Genomic DNA, 19688 nt, shown 5'->3' on the forward strand with positions numbered 1-19688 from the left:
AGCCGTACACATGATTTCCGAGCCGGAGTTGGTGGGGGAGGACGGGCCGGGCACGCCCCCGGACGTGGTGAGCGGGTTTGACCCGAGGCAAGGGTCCGCGAGTGGATGTTCCGACAACGCGGCGAGGTGCCGTAGCTGTCGTCGTGCGCCCGCCGGGAATTGCGGGACAGCCCTTAGCATGAGTGTCCTCGTCGGGTGAAGTCGCCGAAGTTTCAGGCGATTTCACGAGTGACCACAGGGGAATTCATGACGTTCGACGCGGAATGGTCAGCGCTTCGTACCGAATCAGCCCAAAGGGTTGATATGCGCCTCAATGGCGTACCTGCCGAACCAGGAGTTCCCAAGGGCCCCTCCCAGGCTGACCTTGCCGTCAACGATGACGACCTGGGCGCGATCGGGCATGACGCGTACGAGCTGCGCACGCGGCTGTCGAAGGACGGCGACCACGCCCGGCCCACGACCTTCGACGCGGCCATCGCGCTCACCAACGGCAACTTCGAGAGCGGATCCGGTCTGCTGAAGGTTCACGATCGTTGGCAGACGCACCTCAAGACGCTCCTCGATGCTTGCGCACAGATCTCGAACCACCTTGACTACTCCAAGGCATCTCACCACAAGGACGACGTCCAGATCGTCGGCGATCTGCTCAGTGTGTCGAAGCTCAACGAGTATCTGAAGTAAGTCACGGGGGAGTTGGCGTGCTGAAGTACGAGGACATCATCGACGCACCACTGGGCAAGCTGAAGGAAGCTGTCGACGACTGGTCGGAGATGGTCACCAAGCTGCAACGCCTGGCCGAGGTGGCCAACGACGGCATGAAGGTCAAGGCGGACAAGGCTGAGTGGGAAGGCGTGAACGCCGGCGTCACCAAAGGGTTCATCGGCAAGACGGCCAAGGAGTTCAAGGATGCGGTCGCCGAGGCCAAAGGCGTGAAGCTCGTTCTGGAGGACGCGCACGCGGCCTTCAAGAAGGCCAAGGATGACCTGGTGAACATCCGCGACGTCGAAGGGCGCGGGGCAGGCATCCATGTGGACGCCAAGGGCAACGTCACGCCGCGGAGGCCGCTGGAGGAAGACGTGACTGCGCGGCACGATCCCGACTACCCCGAAGCGCTGCGCAAGCAGAAGGAAGCCGTCGAGAGCTGGCAGAAGAAGATCGACCTGATCGTCGACAACTGCAACGACACCGACGTCGCCTTCAAGAACGCGCTCGAGGCCAACGTCACCGAAGGCAAGAATTTCAGCAGTCCGAAGTACAAGAACCTGGATCAGGAGGAAGCCGCCCGTGCCGCTGACCTCGCGCGCAAGGGACGCGACCTGACACACGCCCAACTCCAGGCGCTCAACGAACTGCTGCGTGACAACGCCAATTCGCCAGAGTTCGCCACGGGCTTCTACGAGAAGCTAGGCCCGGAGAAGTCGCTCGCCTTCTTCGGGCAGCTCGCCACGGACACGCACGACTACAGCAAGGTCGACAAGGAGCGCCTGGCAGACGTCCAGGCCCTCCAGCGCAACCTCGGCCTCAACCTGGCCACGGCCTCGCACGACAAGGCGTTCACCGCGGAGTGGGGGCCGGAGCTCCGCAAGATGGGCACCCAGCAGATCCCGCTATCCAAGTACGACAACAGCGGCGGCCCGTACGGATATCAACTGCTCGGCGGAATCATGCGGTATGGGGACTACGACGCGAAGTTCCTCAACCCGATCGCCGAGCACGTGGCGCAGCTGCATCAGAAGGACCCCTACCGGTTTGCCGGCAACAAGCAGGTGAACGGCTTTCTGGACAACCCGTTCAACCCTTCGGGAAAGAACGGGTCCGGCTATGACCCGATCACCGCCATGCTGGAGGCGCTTGGAAACAGTCCGGACGCGGCGAAGAAGTTCTTCACCGATGACCCGACGGCCTACAACGAAGACGGTACGGTCAACGGAGGTGCCACGGCCGACCTTGGCAAAAAGGAGTCCGAGGCCATCGACAACGACCTCGGCAAGAAGGATGAGGTGGCCATCGACAACTACCTCGACTTCTTCGGAAACGAGAAGTGGGAATCGTTCCCGGACTCCAACTCTACCGATCCGGACAAACTGGGGCCCACTCTTCAGTACATGCCGGACGCGCTGGGTCATGCACTGGAGGCGGCAACGTTGGGCTACCCGGCGGGTGAGCCGGACGCGCGTGTGCAGCGGGATGCCGACAATGCTGCGATCATGCAGAAGGTCATGGAGAAGTACGGGTCGGACACTGGCTTGCTCAAGCACCAGGAGGGCTTGGCGGACAGCATTGGCGTCATGGGTGCGGGATATATCGACGACATCAACTGGGCGCTGAATGAGAACAATGCGAAAAGTATTTTCGCCCCCGGTTCGAACCGTGAAGCGCATCTCGACTTCGCGGACACCGAGGACCGCAACGGCCGCAACATCGTCCGGGGTTTCCTGAGCGCACTCGGTCAGCACCCGGACGCCTACGCGACCGTCTCGGCGGCGGAGGAGATCTACACCCGCAGTGTGTTGGAAGCGCATGTGGGCCGTGACGGGCAGATCGACCAAGGCGCGGCGCGGACGGCTGTATACACGGGGTCCGAGGTGCAGGGCATGCTCGACCAGTCCCGGGCCGACCAAGTGGAGGCGACGAACCTCAAAGTCCATGAGGATTACGAGAAGGCGGTGGCCAAGCGGGCGGGCTGGGTCGAGTTCGGGGCCGTGGCGGGCGTGGCGGCGGGCGTGGCCTTCTTGCCCGCGACGGCAGCCGTGGGTGCTGCCGCCGTCCTCATTCCATTGGCCACCGACACCGCAAGTGGTGCTCTAGAGCAGGTCATCGGACAGGTGATAGGCGACGTCTCCGATAACTCGGTGGACAAGCACAAGGAGAAGGTCGAGGAACTAATAGAGACTGAGAGGCGCAAGATTTATTCCGCCGGCGAGAACATGGCCGAATCGCCGATGGAGGAATTTATGCGTCACCATGAAGTGGGCCCCGATAGCGTTTTTGGGCGAGATCTCAAAGAATCCATGAGTATCGGATATTCCACCGGAAACGCCCGCGCGAAGCAACAGGGTAATGATCCGGAGACCGGCTGATGCCGGTGAGCAGGCGAGTAAGTAGGGAGGATGATGACAGTGATGAGTCGAAGGGGTGTGAGCCATCGAGCCGTCGTCGCATCATTGGTGGGCTCACTGGCACTCGGAGTGGTCGGCTGCACCGAGGGGGGCGGGGCAGCGATGGGGGACGACAGGGGTGTGGCGGGTACACAGCTCTGCGGCGGCAAAGCGGTCTCGGTCGAGGCGGGAAAGGCACTGAAGGTGATCACGGGTTCGTCAAGGTTCGAGGACTCGGACGAGAAGTCCACCGTCGCATACGCCGCAAGGTCATTGAGCGAGGCGTATGCTTCCCCCGCCGCCGATGACGGGGACATCTGCCACGTGTACGCGATTGATTCCGTCCCAAGCGATCGGCTGGAGGTCACCTGGGATCTGGCCTGGGGCACGCCGGAGGGTGAACCTGCTCCGGAGTTCAGGGTGCTTCCGATGGGGGAGCAGGCCTTGGCCGCTCCGGACGCCGGTGTTGTCCGGTTCGCCTGCCGGAGCGAGAAATTGCCTGGCTCCACACCGACTCACATCAGACTCGGCGTGGAGCGTTGGTCGCCCAAGGACCCCGAGGGTGATCCGGAGAAGTTGACGGACGCCTACGCGACAGTGGCTCATTCCTTCGCCCTGGCCATGGCGAAGGAACTGCGCTGCGAGGACGACGGAGGGCTGGAGGCCCGGCCGGTACTCGACCCCGCGTGACGCGCGACGCGGCGGCGGGGGCGGCGGCCGGTACCGTAGCCGTTGACCAGGGGGAGGTGCCGGTGTGATTTCCGAGCCGGAGATGGTGGGGGAGTACGAACCGGGCGCGCCCGCAGAAGTGGTGAGCGAGTTCGATCCGAGGCAAGGGCCTTCGGCCGACGCGCGGCGGCGGGGGCAGGGGCTGCTCTGGGGCGTGGCCGGCGTGCTGGTGGCTTCCGTGGTGTGGGCGGCGGCGGTGTTTGCGTACGGGTTCGGGGACGGGAAGCCGGATGTGCGGGGGTATCGGCTGGGGGCGAAGCCCTGTGCCGCGATGAAGCTCAAGGCGCTCTCCGGATCCGTCGGGAAGGCGGAGCACAAGCCGACCGAGCAGCCCGGGCGGGTCGAGCATCCTGCCGTCGACCGGGTCGACTGCGCGGTCTCGCTCGCTCCCTTCAAGGTTTCCGGGAAGAAGCAGGCTGCGGACGGGTGGTCCACCCAGATCTCCGTGACGATGAGGGTCGAACTGCACAAGGAGACCGACCCAGGGCCCGAATTCGAAGCTCTGAACACGAAGGTGGACCTCTTCGGAAATGAAGTCGCCAAGGTGGCGGGAATCGTCGGTCTCGGGGACAGCGCCTATCTGGTGACGCTGGACGACGCCTCCTCGCAGGTGTCCGTGCTGGACGGCGGTGCCGTCATCACGATCGGCATGTCCGTATCGACGGTGTACGACGGCGAGGACCCGCCTGAGGGCGAGACCGAGGTTCCCGAGCTGACCCCGTACCAAGGCGACCTGATCAGCGATGCGCACGATGTGCTGGACGCGCTCAAGGCGTGAGCGGTAATCGGCCCGGGCGCGTACGAACGCGTGTGGGAGCGTGTGGGAGTGCGTGCCTGCGGAAGTGGCAGCCCCCTTGTGTCCTGGGGGCGGCCACTTCCGTGTTGTGGAGACCGTGACCGGATTCGAACCGGTGTAACTCGAGTTGCAGTCGAGCCCCTGAGCCTCTCGGGCACACGGTCGGGGTGTGGTGCTGTGTCGCTGCTCGTTCTTCTGCTGCGTTCCTTTGCTGACCGTGACGCTACGGGCCGCCCGTCTCCGCCTCAAGGAATCCGGCCCTGCCGCAACGCGACTGCCATACGCCGTTCACACCCGGGGCTCGGGACCTACGACCAAGGGCCGAGCGCGGGACGGTACATCGACAGGGTTCAAACTGCCCCGCGCCCCTTACGCTGAGGCCATGACCGCCCTCGAACCGCGTGACGGCACCGATGCCGCGCGCCTTGCGCCGACCGGGACCGACGCCCCCTCCCCGGACCCGTTGTCCGACGTTCCGCTCGCGGCCGTCGAAGGGGTCCTCGGGCGCACCTACCGGGCGCTCAGCATCGGCATCGTCTCCGTCGTGTTCCTCATCGCGTTCGAGGCCACGGCGGTCGGCACGGCCATGCCGGTCGCCGCCCGTGAGCTGAACGGGATCCCCCTCTACGCGTTCGCCTTCTCCGCGTACTTCACCACCAGCCTCTTCGCCATGGTCCTCTCCGGGCAGTGGGCCGACCGGCGCGGACCGCTCCAGCCGCTCGCCACCGGGATCACCGCGTTCGGCGCCGGCCTGCTGCTCTCCGGGGCGGCCACCGGCATGTGGATCTTCATCGCGGGCCGGGCGGTCCAGGGCCTCGGCGGTGGGCTGGTGATCGTCGCCCTGTACGTGGTCATCGGGCGGGCCTACCCCGAGCGCATCCGGCCCGCGATCCTGGCCGCGTTCGCCGCGAGCTGGGTGATCCCCTCCGTCGTGGGGCCGCTCGCCTCCGGGACGGTGACCGAGCACCTCGGCTGGCGCTGGGTGTTCGTCGGCATTCCTGTTCTCATCGTGATCCCGCTTGCCCTGGCCCTCCCGGCGATCCGGCGGACCGCCTCCGGGCCGGCGGATCCGGCCGCCGCCACCGAGCCGTACGACCGCCGCCGGATCCGGCTGGCCCTCGGGATCTCGGCCGGGGCGGGGCTGCTCCAGTACGCGGGGCAGGAGCTGAACTGGCTCGCCCTCCTGCCGGCCGCCCTCGGCGTCGCCCTGCTGGTGCCCGCCGTCCGCGGACTGCTGCCCACCGGGACCGTACGGGCGGGGCGCGGGCTGCCCTCGGTGGTCCTGCTGCGCGGGATCGCCGCCGGGTCGTTCATCGCCGCCGAGTCCTTCGTACCGCTGATGCTGGTCACCCAGCGCGGACTGTCCCCGACGATGGCCGGGCTCTCGCTGGCCGTGGGCGGGGCGACCTGGGCGCTCGGCTCGTTCGTACAGTCCCGGCCGCGCATGGAAGCGCACCGGGAGCGGCTGATGGTCGGCGGCATGGTGCTCGTCGCCGCCTCGATCGCCGTCGCGCCCTCCGTGCTGATCGAAGGGGTCCCCGTCTGGACCGTCGCCGTCGCCTGGGCCTTCGGCTGCTTCGGCATGGGCATGGTGATCGCTTCCACCAGCGTGCTGCTGCTGAAGCTCTCGGCCCCCGAGGAGGCGGGCTCCAACTCCGCCGCCCTCCAGATCTCCGACGGGCTCTCCAACGTGCTCCTCCTGGCCACCGGCGGGGCGGCCTTCGCCGCGCTCGGCGGCGGCGCGGTGGGCGCGGCCGCGCACGGGGCGGTGGAGGCCGGAGCCTCCGGCTCGCACCCGGGCGCGTTCGCCGCCGTGTTCCTGCCGATGGCGGGGGTGGCGGTGGTGGGGGCGTGGGTGGCGACCCGTGTGCGCGAGCGGTAGTGTTCCTCGACTTCAACGGGACCGACATGGCCGAGGTCGACCAGGACGAGGCGTACAAACTCGTCATAGAGGTGGCCATGGGCGGCCTTGAGGATGTGGACCAGATCGCAGGGCGGCTGAGAGCGCTGCACGACGCGATGTGAGCACTGTCTCCTCCGGCACCGGCGCGGCTCGTTCGTGGCGGGTTCCAACCGGGCCCCCGGTAGGGTGGCCCGGTTGTCGTATCGCGGGCCGGGACGCACCGGCCCGGTCCGGTGCCGACAGCGACCCACGTACCCGAGAGCCCCGAACCGGAGACCGTGACTACTACCACCGCCTCCCACCACCTCTCACCCGCCTTTCCCGGCCGCGCCCCCTGGGGCACCGCCGGCAAGCTGCGAGCCTGGCAGCAGGGCGCCATGGAGAGGTACGTCCAGGAGCAGCCACGCGACTTCCTCGCCGTCGCGACGCCCGGCGCAGGCAAGACCACCTTCGCGCTGACCCTCGCGTCATGGCTGCTGCACCACCATGTCGTGCAGCAGATCACCGTCGTCGCCCCGACCGAGCACCTCAAGAAGCAGTGGGCGGAGGCGGCCGCGCGGATAGGGATCAAACTCGATCCCGACTACAGCGCAGGGCCGCTGAGCAAGGACTACCACGGGGTCGCCGTGACGTACGCCGGTGTCGGCGTCCGCCCGATGCTGCACCGCAACCGCTGCGAGCAGCGCAAGACGCTCGTGATCCTCGACGAGATCCACCACGCCGGTGACTCGAAGTCCTGGGGCGAGGCCTGCCAGGAGGCGTTCGACCCGGCGACCCGGCGGCTCGCGCTGACCGGTACGCCGTTCCGGTCGGACACCAACCCGATCCCCTTCGTCGCGTACGAGGAGGGCAACGACGGCATCCGCCGCTCCTCCGCCGACTACACCTACGGCTACGGCAACGCGCTCGCCGACGGCGTCGTCCGCCCGGTCATCTTCCTCAGCTACAGCGGCAACATGCGCTGGCGCACCAAGGCCGGCGACGAGATCGCGGCCCGGCTCGGCGAGCCGATGACCAAGGACGCCATCGGGCAGGCCTGGCGCACCGCGCTGGCGCCCACCGGCGAGTGGATCCCCAACGTGCTCTCCGCCGCCGACAAGCGGCTCACCGAGGTCCGCAAGGGCATCCCCGACGCGGGCGGGCTCGTCATCGCGACCGACCAGGACTCGGCACGCGCGTACGCCAAGATCCTCAAGAAGGTCACCGGCGAGACGCCGACCGTCGTCCTCTCCGACGAGAAGGCCGCCTCCAAGAAGATCGACAAGTTCAGCGCGGACGAGTCGCGCTGGATGGTCGCGGTGCGGATGGTGTCGGAGGGGGTGGACGTGCCGCGGCTCGCCGTCGGCGTGTACGCGACCACGATCTCGACGCCCCTCTTCTTCGCCCAGGCCGTGGGCCGCTTCGTGCGGTCCCGCAGGCGCGGTGAGACGGCCTCCGTCTTCGTACCGACGATCCCGATGCTCCTCGACTTCGCCAACGAGATGGAGGTCGAGCGCGACCACGTCCTCGACAAACCGAAGAAGGGAAGCGACGAGGAGAACCCGTTCTCCGAGGAGGACAAGCTCCTCGCCGACGCGGAGAAGCTGGAGGACGAGGAGACCGAGGAGCAGCTGCCCTTCGAGGCGCTGGAGTCCGACGCCGTCTTCGACCGGGTGCTGTACGACGGCGCCGAGTTCGGCATGCAGGCCCACCCCGGTTCCGAGGAGGAGCAGGACTACCTCGGCATCCCGGGGCTCCTCGAACCGGACCAGGTCCAGCTGCTCCTCCAGAAGCGGCAGAGCCGGCAGATCGCGCACAGTCGCCAGAAGCCGGCCTCGGAGGCCGACCTGCTGGAGAAGCCGGCCGACGCCCGGCCCGTGGTCACCCACAAGCAGTTGCTGAGCCTGCGCAAGCAGCTCAACACGATGGTCTCCGCCTACACCCACCAGAGCGGCAAGCCCCACGGTGTCATCCACACCGAGCTCCGCCGGGTCTGCGGCGGCCCGCCGAGCGCCGAGGCGACGGCCCACCAGATCCAGCAGCGCATCGTGAAGGTCCAGGAGTGGGCCACCCGGATGACGTGATCCCGGATCCCGGTGGCATTGCGGCTTCGTCGGCCCGTACGGAGGTTCCTCTCCCGTACGGGCGGACGGCCGTCCGGGCGGACGGCTGCTCCGGGCGGACGGCCGTCCGGGCGGACGGCTTCTCCGGGCGGCGAGGCGGCGCTTCCGGGAGGCGGGTCCGGCAAATTTCTCCGGTGGCCGTTCACAGACTGTTAACGCCGGCTCACATCCGTGGACATGCGGCCCGGGCGGTGTCGTGACACGTGAACGCGCGTAGATGTTCGCTTACCGGACGCCGTCCCGCTGACCGGCCCTTATGTGCGGGCCGTGCCGCGGCCCCGTGTCCGGAGACCGGATTCTGGACGAGTACTTCCGCTGAGCGGACTGGATCGCTACTGTCCCCGGCATATGAACGCCCCGTGGCAACGCCGCCGCGGAGCGCAGCCGGTGCCTTGCCAGACCGGCGGCCTCTCCGTGCGTCGCCGCTGGGACCGGCGTCGCAACCGCCGGAGCAGGACCGTCGTCGCTCACCCCGAAGAGGAGAGGGCGTCGTGACAGCGGAGACTTCCCAGACGCTCGACCGAGGGCTGCGTGTCCTCAAACTGCTCGCCGACACCGATCACGGCCTGACCGTCACCGAGTTGTCCAACAAGCTCGGGGTCAACCGGACCGTCGTCTACCGTCTGCTCGCCACCCTGGAGCAGCACGCCCTGGTGCGCCGTGACCTGGGCGGCCGCGCCCGGGTCGGCCTCGGTGTGCTGCGGCTCGGCCGCCAGGTGCACCCGCTCGTCCGGGAAGCCGCGCTGCCCGCGCTGCGCTCCCTGGCCGAGGACATAGGGGCCACCGCCCACCTCACGCTCGTCGACGGCAGCGACGCCCTCGCGGTCGCGGTGGTCGAGCCCACCTGGACCGACTACCACGTCGCCTACCGGGCCGGCTTCCGCCACCCGCTGGACCGGGGCGCGGCGGGCCGGGCCATCCTGTCCGCCCGCCGGACGACGGAGTCCGGGCACCCCGGCTACACCCTCACCCACGGCGAACTCGAAGCCGGGGCCAGCGGGGCGGCCGCGCCCCTGGTCGGGGTCTCGGGCGTGGAGGGCAGCGTGGGTGTCGTCATGCTCGCCGACGCCGTACCGGAACGGGTCGGGCCCCGCGTGCTCGACGCCGCCCGGGAAGTGGCCGACGCGCTGCGGTAAGCGCGTCACGGGACGGAAGCGTCACGGGACGGAAGCGCGCCGGGCGCGGAAGCGCGTCACGGGACGGAAGCGCGCCGGGCGCGGAAGCGCGCCGGGCGTGCCCTCGCGGAGGCGGCGAGGGCGGCGTACGCCTGGCGCGTTCCCGGTCCGGCGCGCCGGTTAGATTGGGTGCGTGCTCTCTCGCCTTTCGCGCCCCCGCGTCCTCGCCATCTGCGCGCTGCCCGTCCTCGCCCTGTTCGGTACGGTGGCCCTCGCGCCGCTCCCGTTCACCCTGGCGCGGCCGGGGGTGACCGCGGACGTGCTCGGCAAGGACGACGGTCGGCCGGTGATCACCATCACCGGCGCCGAGACCCGGCCGGCCGACGGGCAGCTGCGGATGACGACGATCCTGGCCACCGGGCCGAAGGCGGACGTCCGGATCGGCGAGGTGGTCGACGGCTGGTTCCGCGACGACCGTGCGGTCATGCCGCGCGACTCCGTCTACCCCACCGGCGGCTCCGAGAAGGAGATCGAGAAGCACAACCTCGACGACATGAAGGAGTCGCAGAACGTCGCCGTCGACGCCGCCCTGAACTACCTGGACCGCGAACCCGGTTCGATGCGGGTCGAGGTGGACCTCGGCGACATCGGCGGCCCGAGCGCCGGGCTCTTCCTCTCCCTCGGCATCATCGACAAGCTCGACGGCAACGGCTCCGGCGGCGGCCTCGCCGGCGGCCGCACCATCGCCGGTACGGGAACGATCACCGCGGACGGCAAGGTCGGCGCGGTCGGCGGGGTGTCGATGAAGACGCAGGCCGCCCACCGCGACGGGGCGACCGTCTTCCTCGTCCCGAAGGCCGAGTGCGCTCAGGCGGAGGCCGAGCGGCCCGACGGGCTGCGGATCGTGCCCGTCTCCACGCTGAAGGACGCGGTCGGCTCGCTCAAGGCCCTGGAGACGGGCGGGAAGGTGCCGAGCTGCTGACCTGCGGCGGCACGGGCCGCTCGGACCGCTTCCCGGCCTCGTCCGTCTTCCCGCTCTCCCCTCTCTTCCCGGTCTCCTCGGTCCTCCCTGTCTTCCGTGTCTCGTCGGTCTCCTCGGTCGCCGCCTCCGGCGTCCCGTCCCGCGCCCCTGCCCCGTCCTCCGCCTCCGGCGCGTCGTCCAGCGTGCGCCAGGACGGGAACACCAGCGGGCTCAGCGTGGCCAGGAAGTAGATCCCGCCCATCGCCAGCAGCGCCCCCGTCGCCCCCGCGCCCTCCACCAGCAGCCCCGCCGCGAGCCCGCCCAGCGGCATCGCGAACTCGCAGCCCGCCGTCAGCGCCCCCGAGACCCGGCTGCGCAGCCGGTCCGGCACACGCTCGTAGATCACCGTCGTCAGGATCGGGTTCAGCACGCCGCCCGCGATCCCGCCCAGCAGCATCGTCACCGCGAGCGGAAGCGTCGTCCCGGTCACCGCGGCCACCAGGTACCTCGGAGCTCCGCACAGGATCACGCACACCGTGAACACCGCCCGCCGCGGGAAGCGGTGCCCCACCGCCCCGTACAGCAGGGCCCCCACCAGACCGCCGGCCCCGAGCGTCGCGGTGAGCAGTCCGATGGCGGTCGCGCCGCCCAGCTCGCCCTCGGCGTGCACGGGGAGCAGCACCGCGTTCCAGCCCTGGTCGGTGCCGTTCATGAGCATCACCATGATCACGACCGACAGCAGCAGCCGGTTGCCCAGCAAGTGGGCGTATCCCTCGCGGAGTTCGCAGCCGTAGGTGCGCAGCGAGACCGGGGCCTCGGCCTTCTGCGGTTCGGCCGCGCGCACTCCCCGTACCCCCACGGCGATCAGCAGGGCGGACATCCCGAACGTCGCCGCGTCCAGCAGCAGGACCGTCTCCGCGCCGACGAGGGCGATGAGGACACCGGCGAGCGCCGCGCCGGCCATCCGGGCCCCGCGCGAGACCGCGTCGAAGAGGCTGGCGGCCCGGGGGAGTGTGGTGCCGGCGTGCTCGGCGAGGTCCGGGATCAGGACGTAGCGCGCCGTGTTTCCCGGGGTGTGGGCGAACCCGTTGAGCGCCATCAGCGCGCACAGCATCCAGAAGTCGAGGGCGCCGGCGAAGTGCAGCAGCGGGATCGCGGCGATGGCCGACGCGCACACGGCGTCGGACGCGATGGCGGTCCGGCGGCGGCCGATGCGGTCGATGACCGGTCCGCCGATCAGGGCGGCGACGACGATCGGGAGGGTCGCGCAGAAGGCGACGAGCCCGGCCCGGCCCGCGCTGCCGGTGGTCTCCAGGACGAACCAGGGGACACCGATCAGGGTCAGTGAAGTGCCTGCGGTGGATATGGAGTTGGCCGCGAGCGTGGCGGCGAGCGGGGTGCGGTGCCCCATGGTGCTGTCTCCCCCGAGTCGATGGTCACGCCGGGTGGAGGACGCCGGCGCGGGGCGCGGTCGTCTCCCGGCTCTGGGCCGTCAGCCGCAGGCCGACCTCGACCAGGGTCCAGCCGACCCGGGTGCGCAGGCTGGTGCGGGGGAGGCGGAACGCCGTTGCCTCGCGGTGGAGTTCGGCCGCGCGGGTGGTGTGCAGGAGGTGGTGTACGTCGGCGTGCATAAGGCGATTCCCTTCATGCGGTGGGTTGTCGGCGGCGTGGCGCTCATTCGGAGGGGCGCGGGAAGACGTGCAGGTGGGTCCGGACGGTGGCGGATCCCTCGGTGTCCTCGGGGATGATGTCGCGGTAGCTCTCCATCAGCGCCTGGACCTTCCCGGACAGCTCCAGCGCGAGCTCCGGGGTGAGGCGCAGTTTGAAGTCGCTCAGGTCCCAGCTCCGCTGCCACTCCTCCGGCCAGTCGCCCATCGTGCCCAGCCAGGTGTTCAGCTCCTGGGCGTGCGCGGTGGCCGTCTCGTGCAGGACGAAGTCGATGGCCCCGCGCACCTCCGGGTCGGCGTGCGTCCGGAAGTCCGTGGTTTCGAACATCGAGCCGTCGTGCACCGACCGCCACCAGCGCTCGCGGCCCTTGCCCAGCTCCGGGGCGTCCTCGACCAGTCCGCTCTCCGCCAGCCGGCGCAGGTGGTAACTGGTCGCTCCGCTGGACTCGCCCAGCCGGTCGCCGAGCTTGGAAGCGGTGGCCGGGCCGAACTCGCGCAGCGTGTTCAGCAGCCGGAGCCGCAGAGGGTGCGCGATCGCACGGAGGGTGCGGGCGTCGACGTTGTGTATGCGGTGGTCGGTTCCGTCGCGACGGAAGGGGCGCGGGTCGTTCTCGTTGTCACTGTCCGGCATGCTTCGACAGTAGAGATGCAAAGAAGGCTTTGCAAGGCTTTTTTGCAACGAGGTCTTTGCAACGATCCACATCCCGTACCCGGGTCAGGTTGAGGCGCTTCAGGGCCGCGCCCTCCCGAGCCCTTCGCTCAGTCGGTGTCCTCGGCCGCCTGTTCCACCAGCGGGATGATCCGCAGCGGAACCGGGTTCTCCATGACGATCGCCGTGGAGGCCCGGACAATGCCACCAAATCCGACGACCCGGTCGATCACCCGCTGAAGATCGGCGTTGGAGCGGGCGACGAGCCGGCACAGCATGTCGCCGTGCCCGGTGGTGGTGTGCAGCTCCAGCACTTCCGGTACGCCGCCCAAATGGGCCCGTACGTCGGCCCCTTGGCCCTGCTTGATCTCCAGAGTGGCGAACGCGGTGACCGGATAGCCGAGTGCCGCCGGGTCCACGTCGGGGCCGAACCCCCGGATGACGCCATTCGACTGAAGGCGGTCCAGCCGCGCCTGCACGGTCCCGCGCGCCACCCCCAGCCGCCGGGATGCTTCGAGGACGCCGATCCGCGGTTCGCGCGCCAGGAGCACGATGAGCCGCCCGTCCAGATGATCGATCGCCATGACTCCACCTTCGATGGTCACCCTGTACAGATAGTGCCGCCATCATGGCGATCCACTGGGCATATTGACCAGCGAATACGCGAACTATTGCGCACCTTGCGATGTGGGGAGAACCTTCGGACATGACTGAGACTCTGCACGCCAGCCCCGAAACCGCCCGGCAGGCCGACCCCTTCCCGGTCAAGGGAATGGACGCGGTCGTCTTCGCCGTGGGCAACGCCAAGCAGGCCGCGCACTACTACTCGACCGCCTTCGGCATGAAGCTCGTGGCCTACTCCGGACCGGAGAACGGCACCCGCGAGACCGCGAGTTACGTCCTGACCAACGGCGCCGCCCGCTTCGTCTTCACCTCAGTGATCAAGGCCTCCACCGAGTGGGGCACCTTCCTCTCCGACCATGTCGCCGCGCACGGCGACGGCGTCGTCGACCTCGCCATCGAGGTCCCGGACGCCCGGGCCGCGTACGCGTACGCCGTCGAGCACGGCGCCAGCGGCATCACCGAGCCGCACGAGGTCAAGGACGAGCACGGCACCGTCGTCCTCGCGGCCATCGCCACGTACGGCAGGACCCGCCACACCCTGGTGGAGCGCTCCGGCTACGACGGCCCCTACCTCCCCGGCTTCGCGGCGGCCTCCCCCATCGTCGAGCCGCCCGCCAAGCGCACCTTCCAGGCGATCGACCACTGCGTCGGCAACGTCGAGCTCGGCCGGATGAACGAGTGGGTCGGCTTCTACAACCAGGTCATGGGCTTCACCAACATGAAGGAGTTCGTGGGCGACGACATCGCCACCGAGTACTCCGCCCTGATGTCGAAGGTCGTCGCCGACGGCACGCTCAAGGTCAAGTTCCCGATCAACGAGCCGGCCATCGCGAAGAAGAAGTCGCAGATCGACGAGTACCTGGAGTTCTACGGCGGCGCGGGCGTCCAGCACATCGCGCTCGCCACGAACGACATCGTCGCCACGGTCCGCTCGATGCGCGCCGCCGGCGTCCAGTTCCTGGACACCCCCGACTCGTACTACGACACGCTCGGCGAGTGGGCCGGCGAGACCCGGGTGCCGGTCGAGACCCTGCGCGAGCTGAAGATCCTCGTCGACCGCGACGAGGACGGCTACCTGCTGCAGATCTTCACCAAGCCGGTCCAGGACCGCCCGACCGTCTTCTTCGAGATGATCGAGCGCCACGGTTCCATGGGCTTCGGCAAGGGCAACTTCAAGGCCCTGTTCGAGGCCATCGAGCGCGAGCAGGAGAAGCGCGGAAACCTCTGACCCGCGTCTCCCACGCAGAACGCCGCCGCGGCCCGGGGCAGTACCCCGGACCGCGGCGGCCCGCGTCCTTCACGGGCGCCGCTGTCACGGACTCCTCGACGCGGAAGGTGACGGGAGAGGCGGCGCGGAAGGCGACGGGGACTTCGAGGGAGCCGGGGCCGGGGCCTCGGGCTTCGTCTCCCGCTTCGGCTCCGACCCGGGGGCCCGCGGCGGAGGCGGAGGCGGCTCCATGCCGCCAGGACCGCCCGGCGGCGGCTCGCCCAGCGCGTCCAACGCCTCCTGGGCCGACGGAGCGGCGAGCGGCGAGAACGCCGGGTTGGTGCGCACGGCCTCCTCCAGGTGGCGGCGCGCCGGACCGTAGTCCTTCAGCTCCCGCTGGATCACGCCCAGGTGGTACGCGTACGAGGCGTTCCGTACGCCCGTGTCGACGGCCCGCTCCGCGTACTCGAGCCCTTCCCACGACCTGCCCGCCCGGTGCAGCGCCCAGCCCAGCGCGTCCGCCACCGCCGCACTGCGGTGCTGCTTCGTCCACTGGCCGCGCAGCAGCTCCACAGCCGTGTCCGGGTCTCCGTGGTCGGCCTCGAGGCGGGCCAGCACCAGGGACTCGTCGACCCCGGCCCTCTTCGCCTCCGCCACCATCTGCCGCACCTTCGCGTACTGGGTGCGGGCGTCCCCGTCCAGCCCCAGCGACTCGTACAGCTCGCCCAGCTCCAGCGCGTACTCCGGGCGCGGGAGCTTCTCCAGCGCGCTCTGGTACGCGGCCAGCGCCTCGTCGGTGCGGTCCAGCGCCGCCAGGGCCCGGGCCCGGCCCGCCAGCGAGGCGAGCTGACCGGCGTCCGTGCGCAGCGCCGCGTCGAACTGCGCCACCGCCTCCTCCGGTTCGCCCCGCTCCCAGGCCAGCTCGCCGAGCCGGTGCAGCGCCTCGGCCTTCTCGGCGGGCTGCGGCGCCCTGTCGGCCGCCTCCCGGGCGGTGGCCAGCGCGTCCTCGCGCCAGCCCTGGCGCCGGTACAGATCGGCGGTGCGGGCCAGCGCCGGAACGCCCTTGCGCAGCTCACCGAACTTCTCCGTCGCCGCGGTCGCCGCCTGCCGGTCGCCGAGCCCGGTGTACGCGTCGATGAGGACCGGATACACGCTCCAGGTCTTCGGCTGCTGCTTCTTCACGGTCTCGCCCCACCGCTTCGCCGCGAGGAAGTCGTGCCGGGCGTTGGCCAGGGCCGCAAGGCCCACCCACGCCTCCCCGTTGCCGCGCTCGCCCGGCCGCGCGTCCAGCGAACGCTTCAGGGCCTGTTCGGCGCGGGCGTAGTACGCCGTGTCCGCCGAACGCCGCGCCCACTCCACGTACGCCGTGCCGAGCGTCGCGAGGGACGGGGCGTCCGTGGGGTGGGACTCCACCCACTTCTGCCGGTCCCCGATCAGCGCGGTGAGGTCCGAGAGCGAGGCGGGGGAGCCCGCGGTCGTCGCCGCCTCGGCCCGCTCGACCGGCCCCGGCTCCCTCGGCGCGTCCTCCCCGTCCTCCGCCGCCACCAGCGCCCCGGCCAGCAGCACCCCGGCGGCGACCGCGCCGAACGCGGCCCGGCGCAACGTCGTCCGCAGGGTGGGAGGCGGCGGGAGTACGGCGGTGGCGCCTTCGGCGGGCATCACGCAGGGGTCCTGCGGGGACGGCTCGGGCGGCTGGCGGGACTCCGGATCCTGCTGCGGCATGACATCCATGGCCATCACTGTGCGTCAGTCATACGAGCACACCGCGCCTTGGGATCGCTGCCGCCCACGGGTTCACACCTTTGGCCCCGGGTGTCACGCTTGGATCATGAGCGATCTCCTCGAACGGCTGCGCGCGGGACTGCCTCCCGAGGCGCTGATCACGGATCCGGACGTCACCGCGTCCTACGCCCACGACATGGCGGGCTTCTGCGAGGCCGGCACCCCGGCCGTCGTGGTGCTCCCGCGCACGGTCGAGCAGGTCCAGCACGTCATGCGCACCGCCACCGCGCTGCGCGTCCCGGTCGTCCCGCAGGGCGCCCGCACCGGCCTGTCCGGCGCGGCCAACGCCTCGGACGGCTGCATCGTGCTGTCCCTCGTGAAGATGGACCGGATCCTGGAGATCAGCCCGGTCGACCGGATCGCCGTCGTCGAACCGGGCGTCGTCAACGCGGTGCTGTCACGCGCGGTGAACGAACACGGTCTGTACTATCCGCCGGACCCCTCCAGCTGGGAGACGTGCACCATCGGCGGCAACATCGGCACCGCGTCCGGCGGCCTGTGCTGCGTGAAGTACGGGGTCACCGCCGAGTACGTCCTCGGTCTGGACGTCGTCCTCGCCGACGGACGGCTCCTGACCACCGGCCGCCGCACCGCCAAGGGCGTCGCCGGATACGACCTGACCCGGCTCTTCGTCGGGTCCGAAGGCAGCCTCGGGATCGTCGTCAAGGCCGTCCTCGCGCTCAGACCGCAGCCACCCCGGCAGCTCGTCCTCGCCGCCGAGTTCCCCACTGCGACCGCCGCCTGTGACGCTGTGTGCCGGATCATGGAGCGCGGTCACACCCCGTCACTCCTCGAACTGATGGACCGTACGACCGTGCGTGCCGTCAACGCGCTGGCCTCCATGGGCCTGCCCGAGACCACCGAGGCGCTGCTCCTCTGCGCCTTCGACACCCCCGACCCGCTCGCCGACCTCGCCGCCGTCGGAGAGCTCTGCACCGCCGCCGGGGCCACCGAGGTGGTCCCCGCAGACAACCCGGCCGAGTCCGAACTGCTCCTCCAGGCGCGCCGGATGTCGCTGACCGCGCTGGAGACCGTCAAGTCCGCCACGATGATCGACGACGTCTGCGTACCGCGCTCGCGGCTCGGCGCGATGCTCGCGGGCACGGCGGCCATCGCCGAGGAGTACGACCTCACCATCGGCGTCTGCGCCCACGCGGGCGACGGCAACACCCACCCCGTCGTCTGCTTCGACCACCACGACCCCGACGAGTCCCGCCGGGCCCGCGAGTCCTTCGACGCCATCATGGCGCTCGGTCTGGAGCTCGGCGGGACCATCACCGGCGAACACGGCGTCGGAGTCCTCAAGAAGGAGTGGCTCGCCCGCGAACTGGGCGAGACCGGCATCGAACTGCAGCGCGGCATCAAGGCCGCCTTCGACCCGCTCGGCCTCCTCAACCCCGGCAAACTCTTCTGACCGCCCTCCTGTTCGGCGGCTCTCACACCTCGCCGTCCTGGGACGGCGACTCGTCCGCCGACCACGGGTCGCTCAGCCACAGGTCGTCCGCCGGCAGCGGCGCCAGCAGCTCGGCCAGCGCCTCGTCGATGCCGAGCCGCTCGCTCTCGGTGCCCGGCGGCACCACCCGCAGGGTCCGCTCCACCCAGGCGGACACGGCGGCCGAGGGCACCTCCAGCAGGGCGTTGCCGTCGGGGGAGGTGAGGGCCACGCAGATGACGCTGCGGTCGTCGACCTTCGTCGGCCAGATCCGTACGTCCCCGTGCCCGCACGGCCGGAACACGCCCTCCACCAGCAGCTCCCGGGCGAACGTCCAGTGCACGGGCGACTCGGAGCCGATGTGGAAGGCGATGTGCACGGCGTACGGGTCCTCCGTGCGGTACGTCAGCCGGGCGGGTACCGGGATGGACCGCTCGGGGGACAGGACGAGGCGCAGCTCCAGCTCACGTTCCACGATGCTCATCATGAGAATGCACGACCTTCCGGTGCTCATGGGCCGGTCCCGTGACCGTCCCGCACAAGGAGAGAGCGCCCTCCCCGCCACCTATTACGCGACTTCCCCGAAAAAACTTCGGGCCGTCCCGAAAGTGGTCCCAAACAGGTGGACCGGCCCGGGGGCGGGCGGCTGTCTGATAGATGTGGACCCTTGTATTGAGGCCGTCCGCCCGCGCCGCGGGGACGGCCTGAGGCCTCGAAGAGATACGGGACCCGCTGATGAGCGCGCCAACTCCGGCACCCGGTGACGAAAGCCCCCGCGAGGGCTACTACCCCGACCCCTCCATCCCCGGCTACGTCCGGTACTGGAACGGCGCGTCCTGGGTCCCCGGTACGAGCCGCCCCGCGCCCCGGCAGGCGAGCCCGTCCGCCGCCTCCGCCGCGGGTGCGCAGACCGCGCCGGTGGAGGAGACCGGGCCGATCTTCTTCGACGAGGAGGACGGCCTCCAGGCCGGTCCGGGGTCCCCGGCCGGACCGGGCGAAGCCGTCGCGGACCAGACGGACGCCGCGTCCGTATGGCAGGCGGACAGCGCACGCCAGCAGGGTTTCGGCGGCGAACGGGACCGCCGGGTCGACTGGGCCGGGCCGGCGCAGGAGCCCGCCGGCCGTCCGTCGCCGTCGGCCGACCCGAGGGCGCCGCTGGCCCAGGACCCGACCGGCGGCGCGCTGCCGGGTATGCGGGAGGGCGGCGACCGGTCCGCCGAGGGAGCCGGGACGCGTCCGCCGACCGACGGCACGGTCACGATCCGCGCGGTGGGGCCGCAGCCGAAGGCGGTACGGGGGAGCGCTCCTGCGCCCCACGCCGCACAGCCCCACCACCCGGCACCGTCGGACTCCGGTACGCCGCAGGGGCCGCAGAACGTGGGCGCGCCGCAGAACCCGAGCGCTGCGCGGAACGGCCTCGCACCGGCTCCGGAGCCCCGGGCCCTTCCGGCGCAGGCGCAGCAGCCGCCACAGCAGGCGCAGCGGTCACAGCCGCCACAGCATGCGCAGCCGTCGGCTCCCGCACCGGCGCGGGGTCCGGCCCCCACCCCCGCCCCGCAGGAAGTGCGTCAGGGGCCGGTCCAGGTCCCCGCCACCCCCCTACCCACGCCGTCCCCCGCCTCC

At 70.3% G+C, this 19688-nt stretch carries 18 protein-coding genes and 1 tRNA gene; 12 read left to right on the plus strand and 7 right to left on the minus strand.

Going from position 1 to position 19688, the window contains the following annotated elements; all coding sequences use genetic code 11:
• Positions 1–246: 246 nt before the first annotated feature.
• The 4 genes from IG90_RS0125870 (at position 247) to IG90_RS0125885 (ending at position 4605) form a co-directional block, all read left to right on the plus strand.
• Positions 247–681 carry a hypothetical protein gene (locus IG90_RS0125870; protein WP_030589242.1) on the plus strand — a complete coding sequence of 145 codons (435 nt, stop codon included), beginning with the start codon at positions 247–249 and terminating at the stop codon, positions 679–681.
• Between the two features lie 17 nt (positions 682–698).
• Positions 699–3080 (plus strand): DUF6571 family protein, encoded by a 2382-nt coding sequence (locus IG90_RS0125875; RefSeq protein ID WP_030589245.1) that lies wholly within the window; start codon positions 699–701, stop codon positions 3078–3080.
• Between the two features lie 30 nt (positions 3081–3110).
• Entirely contained in the window at positions 3111–3788 is a 678-nt protein-coding gene (locus IG90_RS0125880; RefSeq protein WP_030589248.1) for a hypothetical protein, read from the plus strand.
• Between the two features lie 64 nt (positions 3789–3852).
• The gene (locus IG90_RS0125885) at positions 3853–4605 is read left to right on the plus strand and encodes a hypothetical protein (RefSeq protein WP_030589251.1); all 753 of its coding nucleotides are present in this window, start codon (positions 3853–3855) and stop codon (positions 4603–4605) included.
• 107 nt (positions 4606–4712) lie between these two features.
• Here the strand turns inward: IG90_RS0125885 and IG90_RS0125890 are convergent.
• A tRNA-Cys gene (locus tag IG90_RS0125890) sits at positions 4713–4787 on the minus strand.
• A 218-nt stretch (positions 4788–5005) separates the two neighbouring features.
• Here IG90_RS0125890 and IG90_RS0125895 point away from each other — a divergent pair.
• The 5 genes from IG90_RS0125895 (at position 5006) to IG90_RS0125915 (ending at position 10725) form a co-directional block, all read left to right on the plus strand.
• On the plus strand, positions 5006–6505 hold the full coding sequence (locus tag IG90_RS0125895; RefSeq protein WP_030589254.1) for an MFS transporter: 1500 nt from the start codon (positions 5006–5008) through the stop codon (positions 6503–6505).
• A complete protein-coding gene (locus IG90_RS39765) occupies positions 6505–6648 on the plus strand; it encodes a hypothetical protein (protein WP_411572602.1) in 144 nt (47 codons plus the stop codon). The genes IG90_RS0125895 and IG90_RS39765 overlap by 1 nt, the downstream gene beginning before the upstream one ends.
• Positions 6649–6804: 156 nt before the next feature.
• Positions 6805–8589 (plus strand): DEAD/DEAH box helicase, encoded by a 1785-nt coding sequence (locus tag IG90_RS0125905; RefSeq protein WP_033894660.1) that lies wholly within the window; start codon positions 6805–6807, stop codon positions 8587–8589.
• Between the two features lie 530 nt (positions 8590–9119).
• A complete protein-coding gene (locus tag IG90_RS0125910) occupies positions 9120–9764 on the plus strand; it encodes an IclR family transcriptional regulator (protein WP_030589260.1) in 645 nt (214 codons plus the stop codon).
• Between the two features lie 172 nt (positions 9765–9936).
• Positions 9937–10725 carry a S16 family serine protease gene (locus IG90_RS0125915; protein WP_030589263.1) on the plus strand — a complete coding sequence of 263 codons (789 nt, stop codon included), beginning with the start codon at positions 9937–9939 and terminating at the stop codon, positions 10723–10725.
• On the opposite strand, the gene IG90_RS0125920 is transcribed toward IG90_RS0125915, so the two are convergent.
• From IG90_RS0125920 to IG90_RS0125935, 4 genes are all read right to left on the minus strand, one after another.
• Positions 10685–12115 carry an MFS transporter gene (locus tag IG90_RS0125920; protein ID WP_030589266.1) on the minus strand — a complete coding sequence of 477 codons (1431 nt, stop codon included), beginning with the start codon at positions 12113–12115 and terminating at the stop codon, positions 10685–10687. The two genes, IG90_RS0125915 and IG90_RS0125920, sit on opposite strands and share 41 nt — an antisense overlap.
• Before the next feature lie 25 nt (positions 12116–12140).
• Positions 12141–12335, minus strand: a complete 195-nt coding sequence (locus tag IG90_RS0125925) for a hypothetical protein (RefSeq protein ID WP_030589269.1) — start codon at positions 12333–12335, stop codon at positions 12141–12143.
• Positions 12336–12378: 43 nt separating this feature from the next.
• Positions 12379–13002, minus strand: a complete 624-nt coding sequence (locus tag IG90_RS0125930) for a winged helix-turn-helix domain-containing protein (protein ID WP_030589273.1) — start codon at positions 13000–13002, stop codon at positions 12379–12381.
• Between the two features lie 128 nt (positions 13003–13130).
• The gene (locus IG90_RS0125935) at positions 13131–13604 is read right to left on the minus strand and encodes an Lrp/AsnC family transcriptional regulator (RefSeq protein WP_030589276.1); all 474 of its coding nucleotides are present in this window, start codon (positions 13602–13604) and stop codon (positions 13131–13133) included.
• A gap of 122 nt (positions 13605–13726) precedes the next feature.
• Between IG90_RS0125935 and hppD the strand changes: the two genes are divergently transcribed.
• Entirely contained in the window at positions 13727–14872 is a 1146-nt protein-coding gene (gene hppD, locus IG90_RS0125940; RefSeq protein WP_030589278.1) for a 4-hydroxyphenylpyruvate dioxygenase, read from the plus strand.
• Between the two features lie 84 nt (positions 14873–14956).
• Here the strand turns inward: hppD and IG90_RS0125945 are convergent, their stop codons facing one another.
• Positions 14957–16582, minus strand: coding sequence for a tetratricopeptide repeat protein (locus IG90_RS0125945; RefSeq protein ID WP_033894661.1), 1626 nt, complete (start codon positions 16580–16582; stop codon positions 14957–14959).
• Between the two features lie 97 nt (positions 16583–16679).
• On the opposite strand from IG90_RS0125945, the gene IG90_RS0125950 reads away from it, so the two are divergent.
• Entirely contained in the window at positions 16680–18047 is a 1368-nt protein-coding gene (locus IG90_RS0125950; protein ID WP_030589283.1) for an FAD-binding oxidoreductase, read from the plus strand.
• A 22-nt stretch (positions 18048–18069) separates the two neighbouring features.
• Here IG90_RS0125950 and IG90_RS0125955 read toward each other — a convergent pair whose 3' ends face one another.
• Positions 18070–18552 (minus strand): SsgA family sporulation/cell division regulator, encoded by a 483-nt coding sequence (locus IG90_RS0125955; RefSeq protein WP_030589286.1) that lies wholly within the window; start codon positions 18550–18552, stop codon positions 18070–18072.
• Positions 18553–18800: 248 nt separating this feature from the next.
• Here IG90_RS0125955 and IG90_RS0125960 point away from each other — a divergent pair.
• The coding region (locus IG90_RS0125960) for a DUF2510 domain-containing protein (RefSeq protein WP_030589289.1) at positions 18801–19688 on the plus strand (888 nt) is incomplete at its 3' end.

Source organism: Streptomyces anulatus, assembly GCF_000721175.1.
GTDB classification, from domain to species: Bacteria; Actinomycetota; Actinomycetes; order Streptomycetales; family Streptomycetaceae; genus Streptomyces; species Streptomyces anulatus_C.

Excerpts from the sequence above, each read along its gene's own strand:
- IG90_RS0125930 (WP_030589273.1), bottom strand. The coding sequence starts at position 13,002 with ATGCCGGACAGTGACAACGAGAACGACCCGCGCCCCTTCCGTCGCGAC.
- IG90_RS0125920 (WP_030589266.1), bottom strand. The coding sequence starts at position 12,115 with ATGGGGCACCGCACCCCGCTCGCCGCCACGCTCGCGGCCAACTCCATA.
- IG90_RS0125950 (WP_030589283.1), top strand. The coding sequence starts at position 16,680 with ATGAGCGATCTCCTCGAACGGCTGCGCGCGGGACTGCCTCCCGAGGCG.
- IG90_RS0125925 (WP_030589269.1), bottom strand. The coding sequence starts at position 12,335 with ATGCACGCCGACGTACACCACCTCCTGCACACCACCCGCGCGGCCGAA.
- hppD (WP_030589278.1), top strand. The coding sequence starts at position 13,727 with ATGACTGAGACTCTGCACGCCAGCCCCGAAACCGCCCGGCAGGCCGAC.
- IG90_RS0125880 (WP_030589248.1), top strand. The coding sequence starts at position 3,111 with ATGATGACAGTGATGAGTCGAAGGGGTGTGAGCCATCGAGCCGTCGTC.
- IG90_RS0125945 (WP_033894661.1), bottom strand. The coding sequence starts at position 16,582 with ATGGATGTCATGCCGCAGCAGGATCCGGAGTCCCGCCAGCCGCCCGAG.
- IG90_RS0125895 (WP_030589254.1), top strand. The coding sequence starts at position 5,006 with ATGACCGCCCTCGAACCGCGTGACGGCACCGATGCCGCGCGCCTTGCG.
- IG90_RS0125955 (WP_030589286.1), bottom strand. The coding sequence starts at position 18,552 with ATGATGAGCATCGTGGAACGTGAGCTGGAGCTGCGCCTCGTCCTGTCC.
- IG90_RS0125935 (WP_030589276.1), bottom strand. The coding sequence starts at position 13,604 with ATGGCGATCGATCATCTGGACGGGCGGCTCATCGTGCTCCTGGCGCGC.
- IG90_RS0125870 (WP_030589242.1), top strand. The coding sequence starts at position 247 with ATGACGTTCGACGCGGAATGGTCAGCGCTTCGTACCGAATCAGCCCAA.